The sequence below is a fragment of the Streptomyces sp. HB132 genome (genome assembly GCF_016909575.1).
In the GTDB taxonomy this organism is placed as follows: Bacteria; Actinomycetota; Actinomycetes; order Streptomycetales; family Streptomycetaceae; genus Streptomyces.
Map to the genome: position 1 here is coordinate 18033 of NZ_JAFBGA010000013.1, position 26828 is coordinate 44860.

28 protein-coding genes are annotated in these 26828 nt (G+C 70.4%); 21 read left to right on the forward strand and 7 right to left on the reverse strand.

Going from position 1 to position 26828, the window contains the following annotated elements; all coding sequences use genetic code 11:
- The 3 genes from leuD to JOC24_RS24900 all read left to right on the forward strand — a co-directional run bounded on the left by leuD (window position 1) and on the right by JOC24_RS24900 (window position 1722).
- A complete protein-coding gene (leuD, locus tag JOC24_RS24890; protein WP_205022622.1) occupies window positions 1–594 on the forward strand; it encodes a 3-isopropylmalate dehydratase small subunit in 594 nt (197 codons plus the stop codon).
- 104 nt (window positions 595–698) lie between these two features.
- On the forward strand, window positions 699–926 hold the full coding sequence (locus JOC24_RS24895) for an SCO5555 family protein (RefSeq protein WP_205022623.1): 228 nt from the start codon (window positions 699–701) through the stop codon (window positions 924–926).
- A 142-nt stretch (window positions 927–1068) separates the two neighbouring features.
- Window positions 1069–1722, forward strand: coding sequence for an HU family DNA-binding protein (locus JOC24_RS24900; RefSeq protein WP_205022624.1), 654 nt, complete (start codon window positions 1069–1071; stop codon window positions 1720–1722).
- A gap of 80 nt (window positions 1723–1802) precedes the next feature.
- On the opposite strand, the gene JOC24_RS24905 is transcribed toward JOC24_RS24900, so the two are convergent.
- Window positions 1803–2006: a hypothetical protein gene (locus tag JOC24_RS24905; protein WP_205022625.1), complete on the reverse strand. Its 204-nt coding sequence runs from the start codon at window positions 2004–2006 to the stop codon at window positions 1803–1805.
- Between the two features lie 10 nt (window positions 2007–2016).
- Window positions 2017–2700: a 2-phospho-L-lactate guanylyltransferase gene (cofC, locus tag JOC24_RS24910; RefSeq protein ID WP_205022626.1), complete on the reverse strand. Its 684-nt coding sequence runs from the start codon at window positions 2698–2700 to the stop codon at window positions 2017–2019.
- Window positions 2701–2850: 150 nt separating this feature from the next.
- Here cofC and JOC24_RS24915 point away from each other — a divergent pair, with 150 nt between their 5' ends.
- Genes JOC24_RS24915 through JOC24_RS24925 form a run of 3 tightly spaced genes read left to right on the forward strand, consistent with a single transcriptional unit; the run spans window position 2851 to window position 5817 of the window.
- Window positions 2851–3603, forward strand: a complete 753-nt coding sequence (locus tag JOC24_RS24915) for a lysophospholipid acyltransferase family protein (protein ID WP_205022627.1) — start codon at window positions 2851–2853, stop codon at window positions 3601–3603.
- Window positions 3600–4610 (forward strand): NAD(P)H-dependent glycerol-3-phosphate dehydrogenase, encoded by a 1011-nt coding sequence (locus JOC24_RS24920; RefSeq protein WP_205022628.1) that lies wholly within the window; start codon window positions 3600–3602, stop codon window positions 4608–4610. The genes JOC24_RS24915 and JOC24_RS24920 overlap by 4 nt, the downstream gene beginning before the upstream one ends.
- Before the next feature lie 34 nt (window positions 4611–4644).
- Complete coding sequence (locus JOC24_RS24925) at window positions 4645–5817, forward strand: D-alanine--D-alanine ligase family protein (RefSeq protein ID WP_205022629.1); 1173 nt, start codon at window positions 4645–4647, stop codon at window positions 5815–5817.
- A 32-nt stretch (window positions 5818–5849) separates the two neighbouring features.
- Here JOC24_RS24925 and JOC24_RS24930 read toward each other — a convergent pair whose 3' ends face one another.
- A complete protein-coding gene (locus JOC24_RS24930) occupies window positions 5850–6338 on the reverse strand; it encodes a DUF3515 domain-containing protein (RefSeq protein ID WP_205022630.1) in 489 nt (162 codons plus the stop codon).
- A 20-nt stretch (window positions 6339–6358) separates the two neighbouring features.
- Window positions 6359–6592: an Lrp/AsnC ligand binding domain-containing protein gene (locus tag JOC24_RS24935; protein ID WP_014153840.1), complete on the reverse strand. Its 234-nt coding sequence runs from the start codon at window positions 6590–6592 to the stop codon at window positions 6359–6361.
- Window positions 6593–6912: 320 nt separating this feature from the next.
- Between JOC24_RS24935 and JOC24_RS24940 the strand changes: the two genes are divergently transcribed.
- Both JOC24_RS24940 and thiD read left to right on the forward strand, forming a co-directional pair.
- A complete protein-coding gene (locus tag JOC24_RS24940; protein WP_205022631.1) occupies window positions 6913–7884 on the forward strand; it encodes a thiamine-phosphate kinase in 972 nt (323 codons plus the stop codon).
- 10 nt (window positions 7885–7894) lie between these two features.
- Window positions 7895–8704: a bifunctional hydroxymethylpyrimidine kinase/phosphomethylpyrimidine kinase gene (gene thiD, locus JOC24_RS24945; RefSeq protein WP_205022632.1), complete on the forward strand. Its 810-nt coding sequence runs from the start codon at window positions 7895–7897 to the stop codon at window positions 8702–8704.
- Between the two features lie 75 nt (window positions 8705–8779).
- Here thiD and rpmB read toward each other — a convergent pair whose 3' ends face one another.
- Window positions 8780–8965 (reverse strand): 50S ribosomal protein L28, encoded by a 186-nt coding sequence (rpmB, locus tag JOC24_RS24950; RefSeq protein WP_003965989.1) that lies wholly within the window; start codon window positions 8963–8965, stop codon window positions 8780–8782.
- Between the two features lie 256 nt (window positions 8966–9221).
- On the opposite strand from rpmB, the gene JOC24_RS24955 reads away from it, so the two are divergent.
- The 9 genes from JOC24_RS24955 (at window position 9222) to mutM (ending at window position 18268) form a co-directional block, all read left to right on the forward strand.
- On the forward strand, window positions 9222–10844 hold the full coding sequence (locus tag JOC24_RS24955; RefSeq protein ID WP_205022633.1) for a DAK2 domain-containing protein: 1623 nt from the start codon (window positions 9222–9224) through the stop codon (window positions 10842–10844).
- A gap of 49 nt (window positions 10845–10893) precedes the next feature.
- On the forward strand, window positions 10894–13113 hold the full coding sequence (gene recG, locus JOC24_RS24960; protein ID WP_205022634.1) for an ATP-dependent DNA helicase RecG: 2220 nt from the start codon (window positions 10894–10896) through the stop codon (window positions 13111–13113).
- An 89-nt stretch (window positions 13114–13202) separates the two neighbouring features.
- Window positions 13203–13787, forward strand: a complete 585-nt coding sequence (gene rsmD / locus JOC24_RS24965; protein ID WP_205022635.1) for a 16S rRNA (guanine(966)-N(2))-methyltransferase RsmD — start codon at window positions 13203–13205, stop codon at window positions 13785–13787.
- Between the two features lie 26 nt (window positions 13788–13813).
- Window positions 13814–14293: a pantetheine-phosphate adenylyltransferase gene (gene coaD / locus JOC24_RS24970; protein ID WP_205022746.1), complete on the forward strand. Its 480-nt coding sequence runs from the start codon at window positions 13814–13816 to the stop codon at window positions 14291–14293.
- 97 nt (window positions 14294–14390) lie between these two features.
- Entirely contained in the window at window positions 14391–15509 is a 1119-nt protein-coding gene (locus tag JOC24_RS24975) for a cell division initiation protein (protein ID WP_205022636.1), read from the forward strand.
- Window positions 15510–15647: 138 nt separating this feature from the next.
- A complete protein-coding gene (locus tag JOC24_RS24980; RefSeq protein WP_205022637.1) occupies window positions 15648–16313 on the forward strand; it encodes a YceD family protein in 666 nt (221 codons plus the stop codon).
- 2 nt (window positions 16314–16315) lie between these two features.
- Window positions 16316–16489 (forward strand): 50S ribosomal protein L32, encoded by a 174-nt coding sequence (gene rpmF / locus JOC24_RS24985; protein ID WP_003965982.1) that lies wholly within the window; start codon window positions 16316–16318, stop codon window positions 16487–16489.
- Between the two features lie 19 nt (window positions 16490–16508).
- The gene (rnc, locus tag JOC24_RS24990; RefSeq protein WP_205022638.1) at window positions 16509–17333 is read left to right on the forward strand and encodes a ribonuclease III; all 825 of its coding nucleotides are present in this window, start codon (window positions 16509–16511) and stop codon (window positions 17331–17333) included.
- 77 nt (window positions 17334–17410) lie between these two features.
- Window positions 17411–18268: a bifunctional DNA-formamidopyrimidine glycosylase/DNA-(apurinic or apyrimidinic site) lyase gene (gene mutM / locus JOC24_RS24995; protein ID WP_205022639.1), complete on the forward strand. Its 858-nt coding sequence runs from the start codon at window positions 17411–17413 to the stop codon at window positions 18266–18268.
- Between the two features lie 10 nt (window positions 18269–18278).
- On the opposite strand, the gene JOC24_RS25000 is transcribed toward mutM, so the two are convergent.
- Both JOC24_RS25000 and JOC24_RS25005 read right to left on the reverse strand, forming a co-directional pair.
- Entirely contained in the window at window positions 18279–18683 is a 405-nt protein-coding gene (locus JOC24_RS25000; RefSeq protein ID WP_205022640.1) for a winged helix-turn-helix transcriptional regulator, read from the reverse strand.
- Window positions 18684–18967: 284 nt separating this feature from the next.
- Complete coding sequence (locus JOC24_RS25005) at window positions 18968–19903, reverse strand: CAP domain-containing protein (RefSeq protein ID WP_205022641.1); 936 nt, start codon at window positions 19901–19903, stop codon at window positions 18968–18970.
- 155 nt (window positions 19904–20058) lie between these two features.
- Between JOC24_RS25005 and JOC24_RS25010 the strand changes: the two genes are divergently transcribed.
- The 4 genes from JOC24_RS25010 to JOC24_RS25025 all read left to right on the forward strand — a co-directional run bounded on the left by JOC24_RS25010 (window position 20059) and on the right by JOC24_RS25025 (window position 26750).
- Complete coding sequence (locus JOC24_RS25010) at window positions 20059–20340, forward strand: acylphosphatase (protein ID WP_205022642.1); 282 nt, start codon at window positions 20059–20061, stop codon at window positions 20338–20340.
- 442 nt (window positions 20341–20782) lie between these two features.
- Complete coding sequence (locus tag JOC24_RS25015) at window positions 20783–20995, forward strand: hypothetical protein (protein WP_205022643.1); 213 nt, start codon at window positions 20783–20785, stop codon at window positions 20993–20995.
- A gap of 309 nt (window positions 20996–21304) precedes the next feature.
- A complete protein-coding gene (locus JOC24_RS25020) occupies window positions 21305–25105 on the forward strand; it encodes an AAA family ATPase (protein WP_205022644.1) in 3801 nt (1266 codons plus the stop codon).
- Window positions 25106–25331: 226 nt separating this feature from the next.
- Entirely contained in the window at window positions 25332–26750 is a 1419-nt protein-coding gene (locus JOC24_RS25025) for a sugar porter family MFS transporter (protein ID WP_205022645.1), read from the forward strand.
- Window positions 26751–26828 lie beyond the last annotated feature (78 nt).

Here is a 26828-nt window from a genome sequence, read left to right on the forward strand (position 1 = left end):
ATGGAAGCATTCACCGCACACACCGGCCGGGCCGTCCCGCTGCGTCGCAGCAACGTCGACACCGACCAGATCATCCCCGCGCACTGGCTGAAGAAGGTCACCCGGGACGGCTTCGAGGACGGCCTCTTCGAGGCGTGGCGCAAGGACGGGGACTTCGTCCTCAACCGCCCCGAGCGCAAGGGTGCCTCGGTGCTGGTCGCCGGCCCCGACTTCGGCACGGGATCCTCGCGTGAGCACGCGGTCTGGGCCCTGCAGAACTACGGCTTCAAGGCAGTGGTCTCCTCCCGATTCGCCGACATCTTCCGTGGCAACTCGCTGAAGAACGGTCTGCTGACGGTCGTCCTCGACCAGCAGGTCGTCGACAGGCTGTGGGAGCTGACCGAGGCCGACCCGACGGCCGAGGTCACCGTCGACCTGGAGAAGCGGCAGGTCCTCGCGGACGGCATCACGGCCGACTTCGAGCTCGACGAGAACGCCCGCTGGCGACTGCTGAACGGGCTCGACGACATCAGTCTCACTCTTCAGAACGAAGCGGACATTGCGACTTACGAGGCGGCCAGGCCGTCCCACAAGCCGCGTACGATTGATGCCTGAGCAGCGCTTTTCCCGAACTGCGCCCCCTGCCGGAAGGCAGGGGGCGCAGTCGCTTGTTGAGACCCCCTCGGGCGACAACTCGCCCCAGATGGCACAATCGGTGCATGGAACGCGACAGCCAACTCGAGCTCTATGGCCAAGTCGCCGACCGACTGAAAGAAGCGCACGCAAAGGTGCGCTCGCTGCAAGTCCCGGAGGGCGTAAGGATGGCGCTGTCCCGGAAGCTGCTGGTCGTCACGGCCGCGGCTAAGCACGATCTCCCAGGCGCGGCAAGGCGTCTGGACCGGTTGATGAAGGACCTCGATGAGGGCCGATTCCCCGAAGGTGACTGACTCTGCGGACAGCGCGGCGGTCGACTTCGTTGCGGCACTAGGGTGATTAGCCCGTTTCGTGTTTGATTTGCGGTATATATCTGCCTAACGTGCGAAAAAGCCTGAACAGTTTCGTTCGGGCAATGTCTCCGAAGGGGAAGACGTGAACAAGGCGCAGCTCGTAGAAGCGATTGCCGACAAGGTCGGAGGCCGTCAGCAGGCCGCGGACGCCGTCGACGTGGTCCTCGACGCGATCGTCCGTGCGGTCGTCGCGGGAGACCGTGTCTCGGTCACCGGCTTCGGCTCGTTCGAGAAGGTCGACCGCCCCGCCCGCTACGCCCGCAACCCGCAGACGGGCGAGCGCGTACGGGTCAAGAAGACCTCCGTGCCCCGCTTCCGCGCGGGACAGGGCTTCAAGGACCTGGTCAGCGGCTCCAAGAAGCTCCCCAAGAACGACGTGGCCGTGAAGAAGGCCCCCAAGGGCAGCCTCTCGGGCGGTTCTTCCACCCGTACGACGGCGAAGGCGGCCGCGAAGAAGGCCACCGCCAAGAAGGCCACGGCACGCAAGGCCACGGCGGCAGCCGCGAAGAAGACGGCACCGGCCAAGAAGACCACCGCCAAGAAGACCACCACCGCGGCGAAGAAGACCACGGCGGCGGCGGCGAAGAAGGCGACCCCGGCGAAGAAGACGGCTACGAAGAAGACCGTCGCCGCCAAGACGGCGCCCGCCAAGAAGACCACGGCGAAGAAGGCGCCCGCGAAGAAGACCACGGCACGCAAGACCACAGCCAAGAAGGTCACCGCACGCAAGAAGTGAGACCGGGCACCGCTCGTTCTCGTACGCGCCGGGCCGGGCTCCCCTCGGGGAGCCCGGCCCGCGGGCTGTTCAGGCCCCTCTCAGAGGGTCTGCAGCGTCACCAGGGTGATCCGCGACGAGGCGCCCTCGCCCTCGGTCTCGATCCGCACCCGCTGTCCCGGCCGCAGCAGCCGCAGCCCGCCCGCGTCGAACGCAGGCGCGTCGAAGTCCACCGGGGTGCCGTCGTCGAGGAGCACGCTGCCGGTGCGGGTCTCGGGGTCGTACGTGAACGAGGTCGCCTGCATGGACCGCAGCCTATAGGTCCGCGGCGGGCGCCACCGGGGCCGTCAGCCCAGCGGTGAACCGCCCCACGCCCAGCGCCAGCGCCGCCCCCAGATCGTCGCCCGTGTCCACGTCCCTGCGGACCGAATCGAGGCCCGGCAGTACGACCTCCACAGCCCCGGACGCCAGATGCCGTGACCGTGACGCCCCGCCGAAGGCCGGCCGCAATTCCACTCCGGGCGCCGCGGAAAGAAATGTCGTGCCGATTCCCTGCGCATCACTGACAAATGCGCGAGGAAATGCGGCGGAGAATTCGAGCACCCGCGCCAGCTCGTCCGGACGCAGCGCGGGCAGGTCCGCGTTGAGTACGGCCACCGCGGCGTCCCCGCGACGCGCCCGCACCGACCGCGCACCGTGCTCCAGCGCCGCGTTGAGCCCGGCGGCCGGGGTGTCGGGCACCGCCCGCGCGCCGAGCGCGGCCAGCGCCGCCGCGGCCACCACGTCGTCCGTGACGACCACCACATCGCCCACCGCCCGGCAGGCCAGCGCCGCGGACACGGTGTCCTGCGCGAACGCCAGGGCCAGCCGCGGACGCAGATCCCCGCCCACCGCACGGCCGAGCCTGCTCTTGGCACGTGCGAGCGGTTTCAGCGGGACGACCAGGGACCAGGAGCCGGTCGGGTCGGTGTTCGTGGCGATCTCCCCCTCCGTACGCATCAGCCCATATTCTCGCCTGCCGGTACGACAACCCGGAGGTCCGCCCCCACGGGTGAGGCGTACGGTGTTCTCCACACAGCAGGGGCCCGGGGTGGGGCAGGTACCGCCGCGAGCCGCGCAGCAGCTCAGTTCCTAGAGGAAGGCGTCCGAGTGTCCCGCCGCAGAATCGGCTTCTGGTACCGCCTGGCGGCGGCCATCGCGAAACCGCCCCTGGTGGTTCTGTTCAAGCGGGACTGGCGGGGAATGGAACACATTCCGGCCGATGGTGGATTCATCACCGCGGTCAATCACAACTCGTATCTGGATCCGCTGTCGTACGGGCATTTCCAGTACAACACCGGACGCGTGCCCCGGCTGCTCGCCAAGGCCGGACTGTTCCGCACGCCCTTCGTCGGAATGATCCTGCGCGGCACGGGTCAGATCCCCGTCTACCGCGAGACGACCAACGCGCTCGACGCCTTCCGTGCCGCCGTCGACGCCATCGAGCGGGGCGAGTGCGTCGCCTTCTATCCGGAAGGCACGCTCACCCGCGACCCCGGAATGTGGCCGATGGCCGGCAAGACCGGTGCCGCCCGGGTCGCGTTGATGACCAAGGCACCGGTCATCCCCGTCGCCCAGTGGGGCGCCAACCTCGCGATGCCGCCCTACGCCCGGGAGAACAAGCTCCGGCTGTTCCCCCGCAAGACACTGCGGGTCCAGGCCGGACCGCCGGTCGACCTCTCCCGCTACTACGGACTCGAGCCGACGCCCGAGATCCTCCGCGAGGCGACCGAGACCATCATGGCCGCGATCACCGGCCAGCTCGAGGAGGTGCGCGGCGAGAAGGCCCCCGCCGAGCTCTACGATCACCGTAAGGCCCGCGCTGAACAGCGGCGCAAGGCAGAGGGAAAGGGATCGACGTGACGCACCCCGCAAAGGCGGCCGTCTTCGGAACCGGCTCATGGGGTACGGCCTTCGCCATGGTCCTGGCCGACGCCGGCTGCGAGGTCACCCTCTGGGGCCGCCGCGCCGAGGTCGCCGAGGCCGTCAACACGACCCGTACCAACCCGGACTACCTGCCGGGAATTGAGCTTCCCGCCTCGGTCCGGGCCACTACCGACGCGGCCGAGGCGCTGCGCGGAGCCGACTTCGCGGTCCTGGCCGTGCCCTCGCAGACGCTGCGCGCCAACCTCGCCGACTGGGCACCGCACCTGGAGTCCCGCACCGTCCTCGTCTCCCTGATGAAGGGCGTCGAACTCGGCACCGCCAAGCGGATGAGCGAGGTCATCCAGGACGTCACCGGGGTCACCGCGGACCGCATCGCCGTCGTCACCGGTCCCAACCTGGCCAAGGAGATCGCCGAGCGCCGCCCCGCCGCGGCCGTCGTGGCGTGCTCGGACGAGTCCGTGGCCCAGCGTCTCCAGGCCGCCTGCCACACCCCGTACTTCCGGCCCTACACCAACACCGACGTGGTCGGCTGCGAACTCGGCGGCGCCGTCAAGAACGTCATCGGCCTCGCCGTGGGCATCGCCGACGGCATGGGCCTCGGCGACAACACCAAGGGCTCGCTCATCACCCGCGGACTCGCCGAGACCACCCGCCTGGGTGTCGCCATGGGCGCCGACCCGTTGACCTTCTCCGGGCTCGCCGGTCTCGGCGACCTGGTGGCGACCTGCTCGTCCCCGCTGTCGCGCAACCACACCTTCGGTACCAACCTCGGGCGCGGGATGTCGCTCCAGGAGACCGTCGCCGTCACGCGGCAGACCGCCGAGGGCGTCAAGTCCTGTGAATCCGTCCTCGATCTGGCGCGCAGGCACGGGGTCGACATGCCGATCACCGAAACGGTCGTCGGCATCGTCCACGAGGGCAAGCCGCCGGTGGTCGCGGTCAAGGAGCTGATGTCGCGCAGTGCCAAGCCCGAGCGACGCTGACTCGAGCCCTACCAGCAGGTACGCTCAACGCGATATGAGCAGCCAGAACCTCCCCCAGAGCACTGAGAGCCCGCTGAGCTCCGAGCAGGGCCGCAAGCCGCGCGTGGCCGTCGTGTTCGGCGGCCGGAGCTCCGAACACGGCATCTCGGTCGTCACGGCCGGTGCCATCATGAGCGCCATCGACCGGACGAAGTACGACGTCCTGCCGATCGGCATCACCAGGGACGGACGCTGGGCCCTCACGTCCGACGATCCGGCCCGCATGGCCATCGCGGACCGGCAGGTGCCCGACGTGGACCAGCTGGCCGAGTCCGGGCAGGGCACGGTCACGCTGTCCGTCGACCCCGGCAACCGCGACGTCGTCGTGGGTGAGCCCGGTTCGGTGCCCACGGTCCTGGGCGAGGTCGACGTCGTCTTCCCCGTGCTGCACGGCCCCTACGGCGAGGACGGCACGCTCCAGGGGCTCCTGGAGCTCTCCGGCGTGCCCTACGTCGGCGCGGGTGTCCTGTCCTCGGCCGTCGGCCAGGACAAGGAGTACATGAAGCGGGTGTTCACCTCCTTCGGGCTGCCGGTCGGGCCGTACGAGGTCATCCGCCCCCGGGAGTGGGAGTCCGACCGCCCCGCCGCCCGCAAGCGCATCATGGAATTCGCGGCCGAGAACGGCTGGCCGCTCTTCGTCAAGCCCGCCCGTGGCGGCTCCTCCATGGGCATCACCAAGGTCGACGACGCGGCCGGGCTCGACGAGGCGATCGACGAGGCCCGCCGGCACGACCCCAAGTTCCTCGTGGAGTCCCTGCTGCGCGGCAGGGAGATCGAGTGCGGTGTGCTGGAGTTCGAGGACGGACCGCGTGCCAGCGTGCCCGCGGAGATCCCGCCCGTCACCGCGCACGACTTCTACGACTTCGAGGCCAAGTACATCGACTCGGCGGCGGGACTGGTTCCCGCACCACTCACGGAGCAGCAGACCGCCGAGGTGCGACGGCTCGCCGTGGAGGCCTTCGAGGCGGCCGCCTGCGAGGGCCTGGTGCGCGCCGACTTCTTCCTCACCGAGGACGGCTCGTTCGTGATCAACGAGATCAACACCATGCCAGGCTTCACCCCGATCTCGATGTTCCCCCGTATGTGGCAGGCGAGCGGCGTGGAGTACCCGGAGCTGGTCGACCGGCTGATCGCGGCCGCTCTGAACCGCTCCACCGGTCTGCGCTGACCCTCTGGGTGCCGCCTCGTGCGAGGCGGCACTCAGAGACTGTCGGGGACCGTCTTCCTCACGGGTACGGCGAACGCGGACAACGGGGTGATGTCATGGGCGTACTCGATCCCGAGCGTCACCTCGACGTACGCCTTGCGGTAGGTGGTCGTGAAGCGCGGTCCGGCGTCATCGCGCTGCTCCAGCAGCCAGTTGACGCCGTCCGCGTCGACGGCCTTGGACTGGGAATCGTCCATCTTCGCGGGCCGGGGGACGCCGCAGCGCAGTACGATCGCCCCGTCCCCCCAACCGGCGGTCAGGTCCGAGTCCGGTGAGGGATCACTCCGTTCCAGCCCGGCGACGGTCTCCGGCAGCTCCTCGTGCAGTTTCCCGCAGTACCCGGCGGCCTCCGACGGCGGTGCGGGAACCGCCACCGAGGGCTGGGCACCGCCGGAGGAACAGCCCGCCACGGCCAGGACGAGCAGGGCGGCGGACGGGGCGAGAGCACGGGATCGGGGGGACCGGCGGCGGGTGTGAGTCACCGGACCAGCGTAGACAGGGGTCAGAGGTGGACGACCGGGCAGGTCAGGGTACGCGTGATGCCGTCCACCTGCTGGACCTTGGCGACCACCATGCGGCCGAGCGCGTCGACCGTGTCGGCCTGCGCGCGCACCACCACGTCGTAGGGGCCTGTGACGTCCTCTGCCTGGATCACTCCCGGGAGCTTGGCGATGGTCTCGGCGACGATCGACGCCTTGCCCACCTCGGTCTGGATAAGGATGTACGCCTGTACCACGGAACCTCCAGGGCGGCCACGAGGATCATGTGGGGGAAAGGGACGCCACGTTATCGCGTTGCCGCGGGCCGCGGGGAGACCTACGGGCCGGTTGACGCCCCCAGCGTGGCGTACGCACCACACAAGTTGACGTATCCCTCGACGGTACCGACAGCAGTTCGGGCTCGCGACCGCAAGCCCACCGGTGCGGAAGGGGGACGGTGATGTCTGCACGTCCCAGGGCCGCCGGCTTCCGTGGGCCGTGCGCCCACGGTCCGGACCTCCGGCCGCTGAAGCAGCCCGGACGGGTGTCCGGTGCGATAGATGAGAGGTGAGACTCGGTGAAGGGAACCGTGGGCGAGTTGGGGGAGTTCGGGCTCATCAGAGAGCTCACCTCCCGGCTCACCACCACTCCGGCGGTACGGCTGGGACCCGGCGACGACGCCGCGGTCGTCGCCGCTCCCGACCGCAGGGTCGTGGCCAGTACGGACATCCTGCTCGAAGGGCGGCACTTCCGCCGCGACTGGTCGACGGCGTACGACGTCGGCCGCAAGGCCGCCGCCCAGAACCTCGCCGACATCGCGGCCATGGGCGCCGTGCCCACCGCGCTGCTCCTCGGCCTCGTGGTCCCGGCCCACCTCCCGGTCACCTGGGCCGCCGAACTGATGGACGGGCTGCGCGACGAATGCCAGGTCGCCGGTGCGGCGGTGGTCGGCGGTGACGTCGTCGGCGGCGACACCATCACCGTCGCGATCACCGCACTCGGCGACCTGCGCAACCACGAACCCGTCACCCGTGGCGGCGCACGGCCCGGCGACATCGTGGCCGTCACCGGCTGGCTCGGCTGGTCCGCTGCCGGATTCGCCGTACTCTCCCGGGGGTTCCGCTCGCCGCGTGCCTTCGTCGAGGCCCACCGGCGCCCCGAACCGCCGTACCACGCGGGCCCCGCGGCGGCCGGGCTCGGCGCCACGGCCATGACCGACGTCAGCGACGGGCTCGTGGCCGACCTCGGACACATCGCCGAGGCCAGCAAGGTCCGCATCGACCTGCGGTCCGGGCTCATCGACATCCCCTCGCAGATGTCCGACATCGGACAGGCCGTCGGGGTCGACCCGCTGCAGTGGGTGCTCACCGGGGGAGAGGACCACGCGATCGTGGCGACTTTCCCGTCCGACGCCAAGCTCCCCGCCCGCTGGAAGGTCATCGGAGAGGTCCTCAACCCTTCGGCGCTGCCCCAGGTCACCGTCGACGGGGCGCCCTGGACGAGCAAGGGCGGCTGGGACCATTTCGGAACCATCGAGGACGCCCAGTAGATTCCGGGGCATGACCGCACCCGCCCCGATACCGCCCCGTGTCCTCACCGTCGCCGGCTCCGACTCCGGCGGCGGTGCGGGCATTCAGGCCGACCTGAAGACGATGCTGGCCCTCGGCGTCCACGGGATGAGCGTGCTCACCGCGGTGACGGCCCAGAACTCGCTGGGCGTGCAGGGCGCCTGGGAGCTTCCGGTGGACGCCGTACGCGCCCAGTACCGCAGCGTCGTCGACGACATCGGCGTCCAGGCGGTGAAGACCGGCATGCTGTCATCGGCCGTGCTCGTCGACGCCGTCGCGGAACTCCTCGCGGGCACCGGCGTACCCGTCGTCGTCGACCCCGTCGGGGTCTCCAAACACGGGGACGCGCTGCTGGCCACCGAAGCCCTCGACTCCGTACGCACGAAGCTGCTGCCCGTCGCCACGGTCGCCACCCCGAACCTCGACGAGGTGACCCAGCTCACGGGGGTCACCGTCACCGACGAGGAGGGGATGCGCCTGGCCGCCGCCGAGATCCTCGGCCACGGACCGCGCTGGGTGGTGATCAAGGGCGGTCATCTCCCGGGCGACGCCGTGGACCTCCTGACCGACGGCCGCGAGGAGCACTGGCTGCGCGCACCGAGGCACGACAACCGGCACACCCACGGCACCGGCTGCACCCTGGCCTCCGCGATCGCGTGCGGACTCGCCCGCGGCCAGAACGTCCCCGCCGCGGTGCGGGGCGCGAAGGAGTACGTCACCGGCGCGATCAGGGCCGGCTTCGCGCTGGGAAGCGGCATCGGCCCCGTCGACCATGGCTGGCTCTCCCGCGCTGCCCGGTGAAGCACAGCAAAAAGCCGGTCCACCGAGGTGGACCGGCTTTTTGGGCAACCGGAAGGCTGCGCTACGACGGGGACGTCAGCGCGCGACCTTGCCGGCCTTGATGCACGAGGTGCAGACGTTGAGCCGCTTCGGCGTCCGCCCGACCACGGCACGCACGCGCTGGATGTTGGGATTCCAGCGACGGGACGTACGGCGGTGCGAGTGCGAAATGCTGTTGCCGAAGCTCGGCCCCTTGCCGCAAACGTCGCAGTTGGCAGCCACGGGTCACTCCAAAACTTCAGATGCACTTACAGTGAATTCCGGCGCGCCGGAATCATTTTACTGAAGTGGCGGTACCGGAGGAATGTCCCGACTCTCGTCGGGCAACCGAAGCAGCATACAACGGCTGCGTCGGAGATACGAAACTACCACGGCACCCCGGGCACTCCGCCCCGCACCTCCGCCCGCCGGACCCGCGCACGACGGCTACCCTGCGGTGCAGCCAGCCCCCCACGGCCGTCCCCAAGGAGGACCACCGGTGCCGCAGTCCCCCGACGATCTCGACGCCGTCGCGGTGCGCACCTGGTGCTCACTGGCCCTGGAGACCCTCGGCCGGGAGCGCGAGGCCATCGACGCCATCAACGTCTACCCGGTCGCGGACGGGGACACCGGAACCAACCTGTACCTCACCGTCGAGTCGGCGGCCGCAGCCGTCGAAGCGGTCTTCGCCGCCCACGAGACGGGCTCCACCACGCCCGATCCCGCCGACGCCGTACGGGCCATGGCGCACGGCGCGCTGATCGGCGCGCGAGGCAACTCCGGCACCATCCTGGCCCAGTTGCTGCGCGGCATGGCTTCGGTGCTGTCCGAGTCGGGTGACGCGCATCACCTGCGGGTCGCACTGGCGGAGGCGGCCGCCGCGGCACGGCTGGCCGTCGCCCACCCCGTCGAGGGCACGGTGCTCACCGTCGCCACCGCCGCCGCCGAGGCGGCCGGGGCCACGGACGGCGGCGCCCGCCTCGAGGACGTGGTCGAGGCGGCGTACGAAGGGGCACGGGCAGCCCTGGCCGCCACCCCCGGCCAGCTCGCCGTCCTCGGGCGGGCGGGCGTCGTGGACGCCGGCGGGCAGGGCCTGGTGACCGTGCTCGGAGCGCTGCTGGAAGCGGTCGGCGGACAGGCGCGGGAGCGCGCCGTCCTGCCCGCCCCCGACCTCCTGCCCCTGACCGGCGACTGCGCGGACGCGGACCCGGAGGGCGGCCCGGCCTTCGAGGTCATCTACCTGCTGGAAGCCTCCGACGAGGCGGTCGCCCGGCTGCGGAGCCGGCTGGACGCCCTGGGGGAGTCCCTCGTCGTGGTCGGCGGCGACGGCCTGTGGAACGTCCACGTCCATGTCGACGACGCGGGTGCGGCCGTCGAGGCCGGGGTCGAGGCCGGCCGGCCCTACCGGATCCGGATCACCCACTTCGCCGCCGACCGGGGCTCCGCCCACCGGGAACCCGTCCAGCGCGCGGTCGTCGTGGTGGTCCCCGGCGACGGACTCTCCGGACTGTGCGCCGAGGCCGGGGCGACCACCGTGCTGGCCCGCCCCGGGGAGCCGCCCGCCAGCGGCGAACTCGTCGACGCCATCCGCCGGGCCCACGCCCGCGAAGTGGTCCTGCTGCCCAATGACGCCCAGTTGCGCCACACCGCCGCCGCGGCAGCCGAACAGGCCAGGACCGAAGGCATCCGCGTCGCCCTGGTCCCCACCCGTGCCGCGGTCCAGGGCATCGCCGCGCTCGCCGTCCACGAACCCGGCCGCAGTTTCGACGAGGACGTCGTGGCGATGACATCGGCGGCCGGCGCCACCCGGTACGCCGAACTGGCGGTCGCCGAGAGGCAGTCGTGGACCATGGCGGGCATCTGCCAGGCCGGCGACATCCTCGGCCTGATCGACGGGGACGTCGCAGTCATCGGTGAGGACGTCCCCGGCACGGCCCGCACGGTCCTGGACCGCATGCTGTCGGCGGGCGGCGAACTCGTCACCCTGATCCTGGGGGAGGACGTACCCGACGCCCTGGCCGACGAGCTGGGCGCGCACGTCCGCGAGGGCTACCTCGCCGTCGACACGGTCGTCTACCGGGGCGGTCACCAGGCGGCGCCCCTGCTGATCGGCGTCGAGTGACACGTCGCCGCGCTGCGTCCTGCGACGCCTGTCAGTGACGTGGTGTGCAATGGACCACGTGTCCGCTTTCGATGAACCCCTGAAGAAGCTGCTCGGCGGAGCCACCGCGAAGGTGATGGCCGAACACCTCGACCTGCACACGGTCGGTGATCTGCTGCACCACTACCCGCGGCGCTACGAGGAGCGGGGCCGTCTCACGGCGCTCACCGAGCTCCCGCTGGACGAGCACGTGACGGTCGTGGCACAGGTCGCCGACGCGCGGATCATCATGTTCAACAACGGCCGGGGCAAACGGCTGGAGGTCACCCTCACCGACGGGAGCGGCAGGCTCCAGCTGGTCTTCTTCGGCCACGGCGTCCACAAGCCGCACAAGGAACTGCTTCCGGGGCGGCGCGCGATGTTCGCGGGCAAGGCCTCCGTGTTCAACCGGAAGATGCAGCTCGCCCATCCCACCTACCAACTCCTCGACGCGCAGGACGAGAGCGAGGCGACCGACGCCGTCGACGCCTTCGCGGGACAGCTGCTGCCGATCTACCCGGCCTGCAAGCAGCTCGACTCCTGGCGGATCGCCAAGGCCGTCGACACGGTCCTGCCCAGCGCGCGGGAGGCGGTGGACCCGCTGCCTCCCGCGCTGCGCGAAGGGCGTGGCTTCGTCCCCCTGCCCGAGGCGCTGCTCCGGATCCACCGGCCGCAGACCAAGGCGGACATCGCCTCCGCCCGGGACAGACTGCGCTGGGACGAGGCATTCGTCCTCCAGGTCGCGCTCGCCCGCCGCCGGTACGCCGACACCCAGCTCCCCGCAGTGGCACGAGGGCCCGTCCCCGGCGGTCTGCTGGACGCCTTCGACGCCACACTCCCCTTCACCCTCACCGAGGGCCAGCAGAAGGTCACCGAGGAGATCTTCGGCGCCCTCGCGACGGAACACCCCATGCACCGGCTGCTCCAGGGCGAGGTCGGGTCCGGCAAGACACTCGTCGCGCTGCGGGCCATGCTCAGGGTCGTCGACGCGGGCGGTCAGGCGGCGATGCTCGCGCCCACCGAGGTGCTGGCCCAGCAGCACCACCGGTCGATCACCGAGATGATGGGCGAGCTCGCCGAGGGAGGAATGCTCGGAGGCTCCGACCTGGGCACGAAGGTCGTCCTGCTCACCGGCTCGATGGGCGTCGCGGCCCGCCGGAAGGCACTCCTCGACCTCGTCACGGGGGAGGCCGGGATCGTCATCGGCACCCACGCGCTGATCGAGGACAAGGTGCAGTTCCACGATCTCGGTCTGGTCGTCGTCGACGAACAGCACCGCTTCGGCGTGGAACAGCGCGACGCGCTGCGTTCCAAGGGGAAGCAGCCGCCGCACCTGCTCGTCATGACGGCCACACCCATTCCCCGCACGGTCGCGATGACCGTCTTCGGGGACCTGGAGACCTCCGTCCTGGACCAGCTCCCGGCCGGCCGGTCGCCCATCGCCAGTCATGTCGTACCCGCCAAGGACAAGCCCCACTTCCTCAGCCGCGCCTGGGAACGCGTACGCGAGGAGGTGGAGAACGGCCACCAGGCGTACGTGGTCTGCCCCCGCATCGGGGACGACGCCGACGAGGAGGGCGACAAGAAGGGGAAGGCTCCGAAGAAGCAGGCCGCCCCCGAGGACGACGCGGAGAAGCGCCCGCCGCTCGCGGTGCTGGAGATCGCCGACCAGCTCCGCAAGGGCGCGCTCACCGGCCTCCGGATCGAGGTGCTGCACGGGAGGATGCACCCCGACGACAAGGACGACGTCATGCGCCGGTTCGCCGCCGGTCGGGCCGACGTCCTGGTCGCCACCACGGTCATCGAGGTCGGGGTGAACGTCCCCAACGCCACCGCGATGGTGATCATGGACGCCGACCGCTTCGGGGTGTCCCAGCTGCACCAGCTCCGCGGCCGGGTCGGCCGTGGCAGCGCCCCCGGCCTCTGCCTGCTCGTCAGCGAGGCCCACGAGGCGAGCCCCGCCCGGGCCAGACTCTCCGCCGTCGCGGCCACCCTCGACGGCTTCGAGCTGTCCCGCATCGACCTCGAACAGCGTCGGGAGGGCGATGTCCTCGGCCAGGCGCAGTCCGGTGTCCGCTCCTCCCTGCGCGTGCTCAGCGTCATCGACGACGAGGAGGTCATCGCGGCGGCCCGCGAGGAGGCCGTCCGCGTCGTGGCCGACGATCCCGGGCTCGAGCGGCTGCCGGAGCTGCGCACCGCGCTGGACGCCCTGCTCGACAAGGACCGGGAGGAGTACCTCGACAAGGGGTGACCGGGCGGATCCCCGGTGACGCCATATCGTGGGGAGCACGGCACACGTTCCGCCCGGTGTGCCGCCCGCGACCCGAGGAACGAAAGCCCATGACCCGCGTGATCGCCGGCTCGGCCGGCGGACGCCGCCTGGCCGTCCCGCCCGGCACCGGCACCCGCCCCACCTCCGACCGTGCGCGCGAGGCCCTGTTCTCCACCTGGGAAGCGCTCCTGGGGACGCTCGACGGCATCCGTGTCGCCGACCTGTACGCGGGCTCCGGCGCGGTGGGTCTTGAGGCACTCTCCCGCGGAGCGGCCCACGCCCTGCTCGTGGAGGCCGACGCCAAGGCCGCCCGTACCGTCCGCGACAACATCCGGACCCTCGGTCTGCCCGGCGCCGAATTCCGCGTGGGCAAAGCAGAACAGATCGTGACGGGACCGGCACCCTCCGAACCGTACGACGTGGTCTTCCTCGATCCGCCGTACGCCGTGACCGACGGCGATCTTGGGGAGATCCTCCTCACACTCCGTGCTCAGGGGTGGCTCACGGGCGATGCTCTCGTCACGGTGGAACGGAGCACCAGGGGCGGCGAATTCAACTGGCCCGACGGATTCGAACCACAGCGGGCACGCCGCTACGGCGAGGCCACGTTCTGGTACGGTCGCGCCGCCTCTACGTGCGAAGACGCACGATGACCGCACCGGAGAGCGAGGGGATCACGTTGCGCCGCGCCGTCTGTCCGGGGTCGTTCGACCCCATCACCAACGGACATCTCGACATCATCGGACGAGCTTCGAAGCTGTACGACGTCGTGCACGTCGCCGTGATGATCAACCAGTCCAAGAAGGGTCTGTTCACGGTCGACGAGCGGATCGAGATGATCCGTGAGGTCACCGCAGACTTCGGCAACGTCGAGGTCGAGTCCTTCCACGGTCTGCTCGTCGACTTCTGCAAGCAGCGCGACATCCCGGCGATCGTGAAGGGCCTGCGGGCCGTCAGCGACTTCGACTACGAGCTGCAGATGGCCCAGATGAACAACGGCCTCTCCGGGGTCGAGACGCTCTTCGTGCCGACGAACCCGACCTACAGCTTCCTGTCGTCCTCCCTGGTCAAGGAGGTCGCGACCTGGGGCGGTGACGTGGCGCACCTGCTGCCGCCGACGGTCCACGACGCCCTCGTGGACCGTCTCGGCCAGAAGTGAGGCGCTGACCGTCCGTCACCAGGTGTCGGACGGGAGGCGACTGGCCTTACAGTCGTCCCGTCCGTCTCCAACAGCAGCAGAGAGTGGCGAGCACACGGTGGACGTGCAGAAGAAGCTCGACGAGATCGTCGAAACGGTCGGGAACGCCCGGTCCATGCCCATGTCGGCGTCCTGTGTGGTCAACCGGGCCGAACTGCTCGCGATGCTCGAAGAGGTGCGCGAGGCCCTGCCCGGCTCGCTCGCCCACGCCGAAGAGCTGATCGGCGGCCGTGAGCAGCTCGTCGAGCAGGCCAGGCAGGAGGCGGAGCGGATCGTCGAGTCGGCACGCGCGGAGCGCGGCTCCCTCATCTCCGGCACCGAGGTCGCCCAGCGCTCCCAGGCCGAGGCGGACCGGATCCTGTCCGACGCCCGCAGGGAGGCCGACGAGGTCCGCGGCGAGGCGGACGAGTACGTCGACAGCAAGCTCGCCAACTTCGAGGTCGTCCTCACCAAGACCATCGGCTCCGTCGACCGGGGCCGCGAGAAGCTCCTGGGCCGCAGCGAGGGCATCGACGAGCAGGGCTACCAGGACCCCGACTTCGCCGAGGCACCCGAGCGCAGCGCCGACCCGGAGACGCTCCGCAGGCGCGCCGACGAATACGTGGACACCAAGCTCGGCGCCTTCGAGGCGGTGCTGGCCAAGACCCTGGAGGCCGTCGGCCGGGGCCGCCAGAAGCTGCACGGCCGGGTCGCCACCGACGACCTCGGCGCGCACATGGCGGCCCAGGACGCCGCCGGCGGCGGCCGGCACACCAGCGACGAGGACCACTGGGCCGGCCTGGCGGAGCTCGCCACCCCAGAGCCGCGGCAGGCGGCCCAGCAGCACTCGTACGCCGAGCCCGTTCAGCCGGACTACGCGCCGGCGGCCGGTTACACGGACCCCGCGCAGCCCGGCTTCCCGGCCCAGGCCGAGCCGCAGTACGCGCAGACGTACGGCTACCAGGACCAGCAGCTCCAGGACGGTTCCTACGCCGCCTACCAGCAGCAGCCCGATCCGTACGCCTACCAGCAGCAGGCGTACGACCCGAACCAGCAGCAGAACCAGCAGGAGTACGGCTGGCCGCAGCAGGGCCAGGTTCCGGCGCAGCAGGGTGAGAGCGCGCTCGACGAGACCAGCCTCTTCGACACCAGCATGATCGACCTGGAACAGCTGCGCCGCTACGAACAGGGCCGCTGACCGGAGCGGTCCGTACCGGATTGGGAGCTGGGCGGTACGTCCAGTATCCTTGCTCTTCGGTCGCGTGTATGTCCGCGATCCCGGCTGCCCTCTTTCCACCAGGACCGGGGACGGCCCTCCCGAAGCCGCACCACGCACATGATTTCGAAAGCAGGAAAAGCCCTGAACGGCCACCTCGACCACCGCAGCCCTCTCGTGTTCGATACGCGCGAGCTGGGTCGGCGTCCTGGTGCCATGAAGCGGCTGACCCGCACGGCGGAAGCACCGAAGGACCTCGGCATCGACGGTGTCATCGGTGTGCCGGAGAACGCGCCCCTGGCGCTGGACGTCCGCCTCGAATCGGTCATGGAAGGGGTGCTCGTCACAGGCACCGCCCGTGCGACGGCCGAAGGGGAGTGCGTAAGGTGTCTGGAGCCGCTGGCCATCGAGGTCGAAGCGGACTTCCAGGAGATGTTCTCGTACCCTGACGCCGATGACCGGAACCGCAGCAGGACCGCGGACCCGGTCGACGACGCCGAGGACGACGAGGACAGGTTCTTTCTCGAGGACGACTCGTTCGACCTCGAGCCTGTGCTGCGTGACGCGGTGGTGCTCGCACTGCCGCTGCAGCCGGTGTGCAAGGAGACCTGTGCCGGTCTGTGTTCCGAGTGCGGAATCAGGCTGGACGAGAATCCGGACCACCACCACGACGTCGCCGACATCCGTTGGGCGGCACTGCAAGGACTCGCCGAGACCGTTCAGGACGGCGAGAAGGACAACATGGGCGGCGCCGAACCTGGCGTCGACGAGAAGCAGGAGAAGTAGCCGTGGCTGTTCCGAAGCGGAAGATGTCGCGCAGCAACACGCGCCACCGCCGGTCGCAGTGGAAGGCTGCGGTCCCCACCCTGGTTTCGTGCGAGCGTTGCCAGGAGCCCAAGCTCCAGCACATTGCGTGCCCGAGCTGCGGCACTTACAACAAGCGCCAGGTCCTCGAGGTCTGAGCGGCTGGTGAGAGGCCCGATGTCTGAGTTGTCCAGCGCCAAGAAGCAGGCAGACAACATCAACACAGCCTCGTCCCACACGCTTCTGGAAGGGCGGCTCGGGTATCACCTCGAGTCCGCCCTTCTGGTGCGTGCGCTGACCCACCGTTCGTACGCGTACGAGAACGGCGGTCTGCCCACCAACGAGCGGCTGGAGTTCCTCGGGGATTCCGTGCTCGGACTGGTGGTCACGGACACGCTGTACCGCACCCACCCCGACCTGCCCGAAGGCCAGCTGGCCAAGTTGCGGGCCGCGGTGGTCAACTCGCGTGCACTTGCGGAAGTGGGCCGCGGCCTCGAACTCGGCTCCTTCATCCGGCTCGGCCGCGGTGAAGAGGGCACGGGTGGCCGGGACAAGGCTTCCATCCTCGCCGACACCCTTGAAGCGGTGCTCGGCGCCGTCTATCTCGACCAGGGCCTCAGCGCGGCCTCGGAGCTGGTTCACCGGCTCTTCGACCCGCTGATCGACAGGTCCTCCAACCTCGGAGCCGGCCTGGACTGGAAGACCAGTCTCCAGGAGCTCACCGCGAGCGAGAGCCTCGGAGTCCCCGAGTACCTCGTCACGGAGACCGGACCCGATCACGAGAAGACCTTTACTGCTGCTGCTCGCGTCGGTGGTGTCTCGTACGGCACCGGCACCGGCCGTAGCAAGAAGGAAGCGGAGCAGCAGGCGGCGGAGTCCGCCTGGCGCGAGATCAGCGCCGCCGCGGAAGCACGGGAGGCGGTGGCCGAGGCCGCCGCCGACGGAGGGGCCGCCGACACCCCTGCCGACCCGTCGCCGCACTCGGACGCCGCTCCGGCCTGAGTGATCCGGAAACCCCTCGGTGCCTCCGCGCACCGGGGGGTTTCCGCTGTCCCGTTCCCCTCGAAGGAGTGCCCACCGTGCCCGAACTGCCCGAGGTCGAAGTCGTGCGGCGCGGTCTGGAACGCTGGACCGCCGGGCGCACCGTGGAAGCCGTCGAGGTCCTGCATCCGCGAGCGGTACGCCGGCACCTCGGGGGTGGCGCGGACTTCGCGGCCCGGCTCCGCGGCCTGCGCTTCGGCACGGCGATGCGCCGTGGCAAGTACCTCTGGGTCCCCCTCGACGACGCGGAGTCCTCGCTCCTGGGGCACCTCGGCATGAGCGGGCAGCTGCTCGTCCAGCCCGAGGAGGCGGCCGACGAGAAGCACCTGCGGATCAGGATCCGTTTCGGCGACGCCCTCGGCACCGAGCTGCGCTTCGTCGACCAGCGCACCTTCGGCGGGCTCTCGCTGCACGACAACACCCCCGACGGGCTGCCCGTCGTCATCGCGCACATCGCGCGCGACCCCCTGGACCCGGCCTTCGACGACAACGCCTTCCACCTGGCGCTGCGCCTGCGCCGTACGACGGTCAAGCGCGCCCTGCTCGACCAGTCCCTGATCAGCGGCGTCGGCAACATCTACGCGGACGAGGCGCTGTGGCGCAGCAGACTGCACTACGAGCGGCCGACCGCCACGCTGACCCGCCCGAGGACGGCGGAGCTGCTCGGCCACATCCGGGACGTGATGCGGGAGGCCCTCGACCAGGGCGGAACCAGCTTCGACAGCCTGTACGTCAACGTGAACGGGGAGTCCGGCTACTTCGACCGGTCGCTGGACGCGTACGGACGTGAGGACGAGCCCTGCCGCCGCTGCGGTACGCCGATGCGCCGACGGCCGTGGATGAACCGCTCCAGCTACTTCTGCCCGCGTTGCCAGCGTCCGCCGCGGATCTCCTGACGCTTCCCGCTCAGGGCCGGTGCGCCGCGTCGTACCGGCACCGCGCCTCGACGACCTCGGGCATCCGGCCCTCCACGAGCTGGATGAGGTCGACCAGCCGTCCCGCGACCTCGCGGCCGAGGGCCGTCAGGTCGTAGTCGACGCGCGGCGGATTGGTCAGCCGGGCCTCGCGGTGGACGAGCCCGTCCCGCTCCAGCGCGTGCAGTGTCTGGGAGAGCATCTTCTCGCTGACGCCGTCGACCCGGCGGCGCAGCTCGTTGAAGCGCGCGCCGCTCTCGTGCAGCGCGCTCAGGGTCAGACCGCCCCAGCGGCCCGTCACGTGCTCCAGCGTCCCGCGCGACAAGCACTGCCGCGAGAAGACGTCGAACGGCGGATCGCCGCCGTCGGGTACGGATTCCGCCGCTGCCTCTGCCATGACCGCCAGCTTACGCCTGTGCAGCGCTCACCCCTGGTGAGCGCTGCACAGGTGGGCCCAGCGGGTCACGACCGCCGTCCCGCTCGCGCCGGACCCGGTGTCGTCCGGGCCGCGCGGTGGGGTCAGCCCGGTGCCACGACGTGGAGCTGCCCATGGGCTCCGTGCGCACCGGGTCGGACGCCCGGTCTCGCGGGTTCCATCGGTGCATGGCGGAAAGGGGCACGTCCGTAGGCCCGCGGGGTGAGCTCGGCCGGGTCCTCGGTACGGCTCGGCGGCCGCACGCGTCAGAAGCCGAAGTCCTGGGTCCACCAGGGGCCGCCGGAACCGAGGTGCACTCCGACACCGAGCGTCTTGTAGTCGCAGTTGAGGATGTTCGCGCGGTGTCCGTCGCTGTTCATCCAGGCGTCCATCACGGCCTGGGCGTCGGCCTGGCCGCGGGCGATGTTCTCGCCGCCCAGCCCCTGCACGCCGGCCTCGGCGGCACGGTCCCAGGGGGTCGCCCCGTCCGGGTCGGTGTGGCCGAAGAAGTCCCGGGCGGCCATGTCCTCGCTGAAGTCCTGGGCGAGCGCGGTCAGCGAGGCGCTGGTGGTGACCGGGCTGCAGCCGACCTTCGCGCGTTCCTGGTTGACCAGGTCGAGCACGGCGGTCCGGGCGGAGGGGCTCGCCGGGGCGGGGGCCTTGCTGCTCGGCGGGGCCGACGACGGCTTCGGGGCGGCGGGGGTCTTCGACGCGGGCTCGGCAGTCCTGGTCTTCCTCGGCTCCGCGGCCGGTGCCTTCGTCCGTTCCGGCGTCTTCGTCGCCGTCTTCGAGGCGGTGGCCGACGGCTTGGCGCTCGGCTTCTCGGTCGGTGAGGCCGAGGGGGACTTCGACGGCGCGGTGGAACGGCCGGAACCCCGGTCGGCCTCGGCCGACGCGGAGGCCGAGGTGCGTCCGGTCGGCTTTGCGGACGACTCGCCCTGGGTCAGCAGGTCGGGAGCACCACCGGCATGGACCTGGCCCGAGGTCCCGCCGCCGCTCACGTCGTAGCCGCCGCCGCCCGGCAGCAGGCCGGAGGCGACGGCTACGGCTCCGACGGCCACGGCCGCGGACACTCCGAGGAGTCCGGCGCGCACGGGCATGCCGGCCCGCTTCTTCCGGCGTGCACCGCGGTGCACGCCTTCCGGGTTCGCCGCGTGCTGCTCAGCGGCGGGGGCCGCGCCTGCGCGTCGATGCCGTCCCATGCGCTGTGCCTTCCTCGTGCTCCGGGCGTCGTTCCGACGTCACCGTATTCAAGATCAAACTCACCCGTACGGGTGAAGCTATTGCGAGGGGACCATACGCCATGGCTGATTGGGGCGGCGTGCCGCTTGAGTAATTGGCCGGTTAGCGTTCGGGCATGAACGAAGATGCACGACTCGTCGTATGGGTACGCGGTCGAGTACAGCAAGTAGGGTTCCGCTGGTTCACCAGGGAAAACGCTTTGGAGATCGGAAAGCTCACCGGCTTCGCACTCAATCTCGACGACGGCCGGGTGCAGGTGGTGGCCGAGGGGCCGCGTGATAATTGCCACCGCCTGCTCGACTGGCTCGGCTCCGACGACACACCCGGACGCGTGGACGGTGTCACTGAGATCTGGGACACCCCCCGCGGGGGATATGAAGGATTCGCGATCCGCTGACCGCGACCGGGAAACACGGTCCGAAACCGCTGTGTGCGCGAGGGCGGCGAGTGGCGGTCCGCCGGTCGGCCTATGGGCTCACACCCGAAATGACCTGCGGAACAAGCTGGCCCGGTACGTGGTTGCCAAGAGGCGTGCACCATGCCAGGCTGCGGGATTGACGAAGATCTCCACGTCCTTCGGGAACCCGCAGGAGAGTCGCGCAGCATGATCGTCGGGCCGCGCACCCCCGGGTCACCCGGCCCGCTGGCGTGTGATCGTGTTGACCGTCAAACTTTTTGGTGAGACGCTGAAAACCCCGCGCACCGTAGCTGTTCGGCAGGGCTGGAAACAGCAGAACAGCAGTGGAAAGAGAGCACTGCCGAGCACCGCGGGTGCGATTCCCTCACGACCACGACCCACACCGCATCGGTCGGTCACTCAGTGTGGAGGACCATCCATCATGGCAAAGGCGCTTCTCGGTTACGTCGGCGGTTCCGATCCGCGACTCCTCGCCGAGATGCGACGGCTTCAGAAGCGTGTCCAGGACCTGGAAACCGAGCTCACACGGATCCAGGACGAGAACGACGCGCTCAACGCCGCCGCCCAGCACCAAGAGTCGCTGCTCGACAGCATCGACATCGACGTACCCCAGGCGGAGCCCGCGCTGACCTGACCGTAAGGCCCTGCCGGGGCCGGTCGGGCCACACGCCAGCCGCTCGGGATCAACCATCGAAGTCTTCGTCACGGATCGTCGTCCTGGACACCTGGAATTGCACGTGATCCGGTCCGCTCGCGATCCGTCACGCAAGGCTGTGCTCGTAGGACTGCACAGCAGCACCGTGCAGGAATGACAAGGGACGCTCCGGCGTCCCTTTTTTCTTTCCCCCCGGGGCCGTCGTCGGCCTATCGCTCTTGGCTTACCGTCTGATGTGCCCTGCACCTTCAACGGTGAAACCGAGAGTGAAAGGTAGAGTCCGGCGGCGTGCACCTCAAGGCCCTGACCCTCCGCGGTTTCAAATCGTTCGCCTCCGCCACCACCCTGCGGTTCGAACCGGGGATCACCTGTGTCGTCGGTCCCAACGGTTCGGGCAAATCCAATGTGGTGGACGCGCTCTCCTGGGTCATGGGCGAGCAGGGGGCCAAATCCCTGCGCGGCGGCAAGATGGAAGACGTGATCTTCGCCGGTACGACGGGAAGGCCGCCACTGGGCCGCGCGGAGGTGTCGCTGACCATCGACAATTCCGACGGTGCGCTACCCATCGAGTACGCCGAAGTGACCATCACCCGGATCATGTTCCGCAATGGCGGCAGCGAATACCAGATCAACGGGGACACCTGCCGTCTGCTCGATATCCAGGAACTCCTCTCGGACTCCGGTATCGGACGGGAGATGCACGTCATCGTCGGCCAGGGCCGGCTCGACTCGGTCCTGCACGCCGATCCGACGGGGCGCCGCGCGTTCATCGAAGAGGCAGCGGGTGTTCTCAAGCACCGCAAGCGCAAGGAGAAGGCGCTCCGGAAGCTGGAGGCGATGGGTGCCAACCTCGCCCGCGTCCAGGACCTCACCGACGAACTCCGGCGCCAGCTCAAACCGCTGGGCCGACAGGCCGCGGTGGCCCGCCGCGCCGCCGTCATCCAGGCCGACCTGCGGGACGCCCGGCTGCGGCTCCTGGCCGACGACCTCGTGCGGCTGCGGGAGGCGCTGCGCGGCGAGATCGCCGACGAAGCCGCCCTCAAGCAGCGCAGGGAAGCCGCGGAGACCGAGCTCCGGGCGGCGCTCGCCCGCGAGGCGGACCTGGAGGACGAGGTACGCCGACTGGCCCCGCGGCTGCAGCGGGCCCAGCAGAGCTGGTACGAGCTCTCTCAGCTGGCCGAGCGCGTGCGGGGCACGATCTCTCTGGCCGAAGCCCGGGTGAAGAGCGCCACCGCCGCGCCGGAGGAGGAGCGGCGCGGGCGGGACCCGGAGGACATGGAGCGTGAGGCCGCCCGGATCCGCGAGCAGGAGGCGGAGCTGGAGGCGGCACTCGAGGCGGCGGAGCACGCCCTGGAGGACACCACCGCGCACCGTGCCGAACTGGAGCGGGAGCTGGCCGCCGAGGAGCGCAGACTCAGGGACGCGGCCCGCGCCATCGCCGACCGGCGCGAAGGGCTCGCCCGGCTCAGCGGGCAGGTCAACGCGGCCCGCAGCCGTGCCGGTTCGGCACAGGCCGAGATCGACCGGCTGGCCGCTTCGCGGGACGAGGCGCGGGACCGGGCGGTCGCCGCACACGAGGAGTACGAGCAGCTCAAGGCGGAGGTCGAAGGTCTGGACGCGGGCGACGCCGAGCTGGCCGAGCGGCACGAGGCCGCCAAGCAGGAGCTCGTCGCGGCGGAGACCGCCCTGACCGCGGCCCGCGACGCGGTCACCGCGGCCGAACGCAGCCGCGCCGCGGTCTCCGCCCGGCACGAGGCGCTGTCGCTGGGGCTGCGGCGCAAGGACGGTACCGGCGTCCTGCTCGGCGCGGGCGACCGGCTCTCCGGACTGCTCGGGCCGGTCGCGGAGCTGGTCACGGTGGCCCCGGGGTACGAGGTCGCGGTGGCCGCGGCGCTCGGAGTGGCCGCAGACGCCGTCGCGGTGACGGATCCGGCCACGGCGGCGGACGCGATCCGTCTGCTGCGCAAACAGGACGCGGGACGCGCGGCGCTGGTGCCGGGCGGCGCGGGGTCCGGTCAGGTGCCCGCGCAGGGCACGGAACGACCGGCCGGGACCGCCGGTTCCCCTGCGGCCCAGGTACCCGGGCAGGCGTCCGGGGCGGATCACGGCCCCGCGGCCGTCAGCTCACCCGCCCCGGGCGCCCGCGCCGCGGAGCACGGAACCGGAGTACCCGCCGCCGAGCACGGTTCCGGGGCCTGTGCGGCGGACCACGGCACGTCCGCGGGCCGGTCCGCCGCCGACGCCGCCACCGTGGAATGCGCCGCACCCACCGTCGCCGGGCTGCTCCACGGCCCCGCCGAACTGACGGCCGCCGTGCGGAGACTGGTGCGGGACATGGTCGTCGTCGGCACCCTGGAGGACGCCGAGGAACTGGTCGCCGCCCATCCCGGGCTGACCGCCGTCACCACCGAGGGTGACGTGCTGGGCGCGCACTTCGCGCACGGCGGATCCGCCGGGGCACCCAGCCTGCTGGAGGTCCAGGCCTCCGTCGACGAGGCGGCCGGTGAGCTGGCCGAGCTCGCCGTGCGCTGCGAGCAACTCGCCTCGGCCCAGGGCGCGGCCGCCGGACGCCGCGGCGGGAGCGCGGCCATGGTGGAGGAACTGGGGGAGAGACGCCGGGCCGCCGAGCGGGAGAAGTCCGGGGTGGCACAGCAGCTCGGGCGGCTGGCCGGGCAGGCCCGTGGCGCGGCCGGGGAGGCCGAGCGGATGACGGCTTCCGCCTCCCGGGCGCAGGAGGCGCTGGAGCGGGCCACCGAGGAGGTCGAGGAGCTGGCGGAGCGACTGCTGGTCGCGGAGGAGACCCCCGTGGAGGAGGAGCCAGACAGCTCCGTGCGGGACAGGCTGGCCGCAGACGGCGCCAACGCGCGCCAGACCGAGATGGAGGCCCGACTCCAGGCCCGTACCCACGAGGAAAGGGTCAAGGCGCTGGCCGGACGGGCCGACGCCCTCGACCGCGGGGCGCGTGCCGAACGGGAGGCACGCACCCGCGCCGAGCAGCGCCGCGCCCGGCTGCGCCACGAGGCCGCGGTAGCCACCGCCGTGGCCTCGGGAGCCCGGCAGTTGCTCGCCCATGTCGAGGTCTCGGTCGTACGGGCGGAGGAGGAACGGACCCGGGCCGAGGCGGCGAAGGCCGAGCGCGAGCGGGACCTGGCGGCCGAACGCGGCCGGGGCCGTGACCTCAAGGGCGAACTCGACCGGCTCACCGACTCGGTGCACCGGGGCGAGGTGCTCGGGGCCGAGAAGCGGCTGCGCATGGAGCAGGTGGAGGCCAGGGCGCTGGAGGAGTTCGGCGTCGAGCCGGCCGGTCTGGCCGCCGAGTACGGGCCGGAACAACTGGTGCAGCCGTCCCCGGCCGCGGAGGGCGAGGAGCTTCCGGCGGACCCGGAGCATCCGCGCAACCAGCCGAAGCCGTTCGTCAGGGCCGAGCAGGAGAAGAGGCTGAAGGCGGCCGAACGGGCGTATCAGCAACTCGGGAAGGTGAATCCGCTCGCCCTGGAGGAGTTCTCGGCCCTGGAGGAACGGCACAAGTTCCTCTCCGAGCAGCTCGAAGACCTGAAGAAGACCCGGGCCGACCTGATGCAGGTGATCAAGGAGGTCGACGAGCGGGTCGAGCAGGTGTTCACCGAGGCGTTCCGCGACACCGCCCGCGAGTTCGAGGGCGTGTTCTCCCGGCTGTTCCCGGGCGGTGAGGGCCGTCTCGTACTCACCGACCCGGACAACATGCTGACGACCGGTCTCGACGTCGAGGCGAGGCCGCCGGGCAAGAAGGTCAAGCGGCTCTCGCTGCTGTCCGGCGGCGAGCGATCCCTTACGGCCGTTGCCCTGCTGGTCTCCATCTTCAAGGCCAGACCGAGCCCGTTCTACGTGATGGACGAGGTCGAGGCGGCGCTCGACGACACCAATCTCCAGCGTCTGATCCGCATCATGGTGGAGCTCCAGGAGAGCTCCCAGCTCATCGTGATCACACACCAGAAGCGGACGATGGAGGTCGCCGACGCGCTGTACGGCGTCTCGATGCAGGGCGACGGTGTCTCCAAGGTGATCAGCCAGCGGCTCAGCCGAGGCCCCCGGACATCGGCTGACAGGTAGTCACACCGCCTTTACTGAATCTTCAACACTTCAACGCACCTTTTGGGTGTTCCTGGGTACTTGTGAGGGACTGCTTCACCCCCTCCCGGGTCTTGACTTCGAAACTTGAACGCATAACCTCGGCAATGTTGTTTTTACCTTCAAGTGGTGGTCGGCTGGAAGTTGTGCGCCACTGGGAGGGCTCACCCCCCACACCTGACGTCGCGGCCAGGTACCAGGAGTTCATGTGACCAGCACAGCGCACGGACCCGAGTCCGGAGCCCGAGGGGCCCACCCGGACCATCTCGGCCATGTCATCTTCATCACGGCAGCCGCAGCTATGGGCGGCTTCCTCTTCGGCTACGACAGCTCCGTGATCAACGGTGCGGTCGAGGCCATCCGTGACCGCTATGACATCGGGTCAGGGACGCTGGCGCAGGTCATCGCCATCGCCCTGATCGGCTGTGCCATCGGCGCGGCCACGGCGGGACGCATCGCCGACCGGATCGGCCGCATCCGCTGTATGCAGATCGCCTCGGTGCTCTTCACCATCAGCGCCATCGGCTCCGCGCTGCCGTTCGCCCTCTGGGACCTCGCCATGTGGCGGATCATCGGCGGGTTCGCGATCGGCATGGCCTCTGTCATCGGCCCGGCGTACATCGCCGAGGTCTCGCCGCCCGCCTACCGTGGCCGCCTCGGGTCCTTCCAGCAGGCCGCCATCGTCATCGGCATCGCCATCTCACAGCTGGTCAACTACGGCATCCTGCAGATCGCCGACGGCGACCAGCGGGGCGAGATCGCAGGCTTCGAGGCCTGGCAGTGGATGCTCGGGGTGATGGTCCTGCCCGCGGTCCTGTATGGGCTCCTGTCCTTCGTGATCCCCGAGTCCCCGCGCTTTCTGATCTCCGTCGGCAAGAGGGACCGCGCCCGGAAGATCCTCGAAGAGGTGGAGGGCAAGAGCGTCGACCTGGACGCTCGCGTCGACGAGATCGAGACGGCCATGCGCCGTGAGCACAAGTCCAAGTTCAGCGACCTGCTCGGCAGCCGCTTCGGCTTCCTGCCGATCGTCTGGGTCGGTATCGGCCTGTCGGTCTTCCAGCAGCTCGTCGGCATCAACGTCGCCTTCTACTACTCGGCGACGCTCTGGCAGTCCGTCGGCATCGACCCGACCGACTCGTTCTTCTACTCGTTCACCACGTCGATCATCAACATCATCGGCACCGTGATCGCCATGATCCTGGTGGACCGCGTGGGCCGCAGGCCGCTCGCGCTCATCGGATCCGTCGGTATGGCGGTCGCCCTGGCCTTCGAGGCCTGGGCCTTCTCCGCCGACCTGGTCGACGGCAAGCTGCCGACCACCCAGGGCACCGTCGCCCTGATCGCCGCCCACGTCTTCGTGCTCTTCTTCGCACTCTCGTGGGGTGTCGTGGTCTGGGTCTTCCTCGGTGAGATGTTCCCGAACCGGATCCGTGCCGCCGCTCTCGGCGTCGCCGCCTCCGCGCAGTGGATCGCCAACTGGGCGATCACCGCGAGCTTCCCGAGCCTCGCCGACTGGAACCTCTCCGGCACCTACATCATCTACACCTGCTTCGCCGTGCTCTCGATCCCCTTCGTGCTCAAGTTCGTGAAGGAGACCAAGGGCAAGGCGCTGGAGGAGATGGGCTGATCCCCGCTGCCCCTCTCCTCGACCCGCTGCCCCGGACCGGCCCATGCCGGCCCGGGGCAGCGTTCTGCTCCGGGCCCG

What these genes read in the sequence shown, in the direction of transcription:
- recG (WP_205022634.1), top strand. Translation starts at nt 10,894, where the DNA reads ATGGACCACGTGTCCGCTTTCGATGAACCCCTGAAGAAGCTGCTCGGC.
- JOC24_RS24895 (WP_205022623.1), top strand. Translation starts at nt 699, where the DNA reads ATGGAACGCGACAGCCAACTCGAGCTCTATGGCCAAGTCGCCGACCGA.
- JOC24_RS24925 (WP_205022629.1), top strand. Translation starts at nt 4,645, where the DNA reads ATGAGCAGCCAGAACCTCCCCCAGAGCACTGAGAGCCCGCTGAGCTCC.
- JOC24_RS24980 (WP_205022637.1), top strand. Translation starts at nt 15,648, where the DNA reads ATGATTTCGAAAGCAGGAAAAGCCCTGAACGGCCACCTCGACCACCGC.
- rnc (WP_205022638.1), top strand. Translation starts at nt 16,509, where the DNA reads ATGTCTGAGTTGTCCAGCGCCAAGAAGCAGGCAGACAACATCAACACA.
- JOC24_RS25015 (WP_205022643.1), top strand. Translation starts at nt 20,783, where the DNA reads ATGGCAAAGGCGCTTCTCGGTTACGTCGGCGGTTCCGATCCGCGACTC.
- JOC24_RS25010 (WP_205022642.1), top strand. Translation starts at nt 20,059, where the DNA reads ATGAACGAAGATGCACGACTCGTCGTATGGGTACGCGGTCGAGTACAG.
- JOC24_RS24905 (WP_205022625.1), bottom strand. Translation starts at nt 2,006, where the DNA reads ATGCAGGCGACCTCGTTCACGTACGACCCCGAGACCCGCACCGGCAGC.
- JOC24_RS25005 (WP_205022641.1), bottom strand. Translation starts at nt 19,903, where the DNA reads ATGGGACGGCATCGACGCGCAGGCGCGGCCCCCGCCGCTGAGCAGCAC.
- thiD (WP_205022632.1), top strand. Translation starts at nt 7,895, where the DNA reads ATGACCGCACCCGCCCCGATACCGCCCCGTGTCCTCACCGTCGCCGGC.
- rsmD (WP_205022635.1), top strand. Translation starts at nt 13,203, where the DNA reads ATGACCCGCGTGATCGCCGGCTCGGCCGGCGGACGCCGCCTGGCCGTC.
- JOC24_RS25000 (WP_205022640.1), bottom strand. Translation starts at nt 18,683, where the DNA reads ATGGCAGAGGCAGCGGCGGAATCCGTACCCGACGGCGGCGATCCGCCG.
- cofC (WP_205022626.1), bottom strand. Translation starts at nt 2,700, where the DNA reads ATGCGTACGGAGGGGGAGATCGCCACGAACACCGACCCGACCGGCTCC.
- leuD (WP_205022622.1), top strand. Translation starts at nt 1, where the DNA reads ATGGAAGCATTCACCGCACACACCGGCCGGGCCGTCCCGCTGCGTCGC.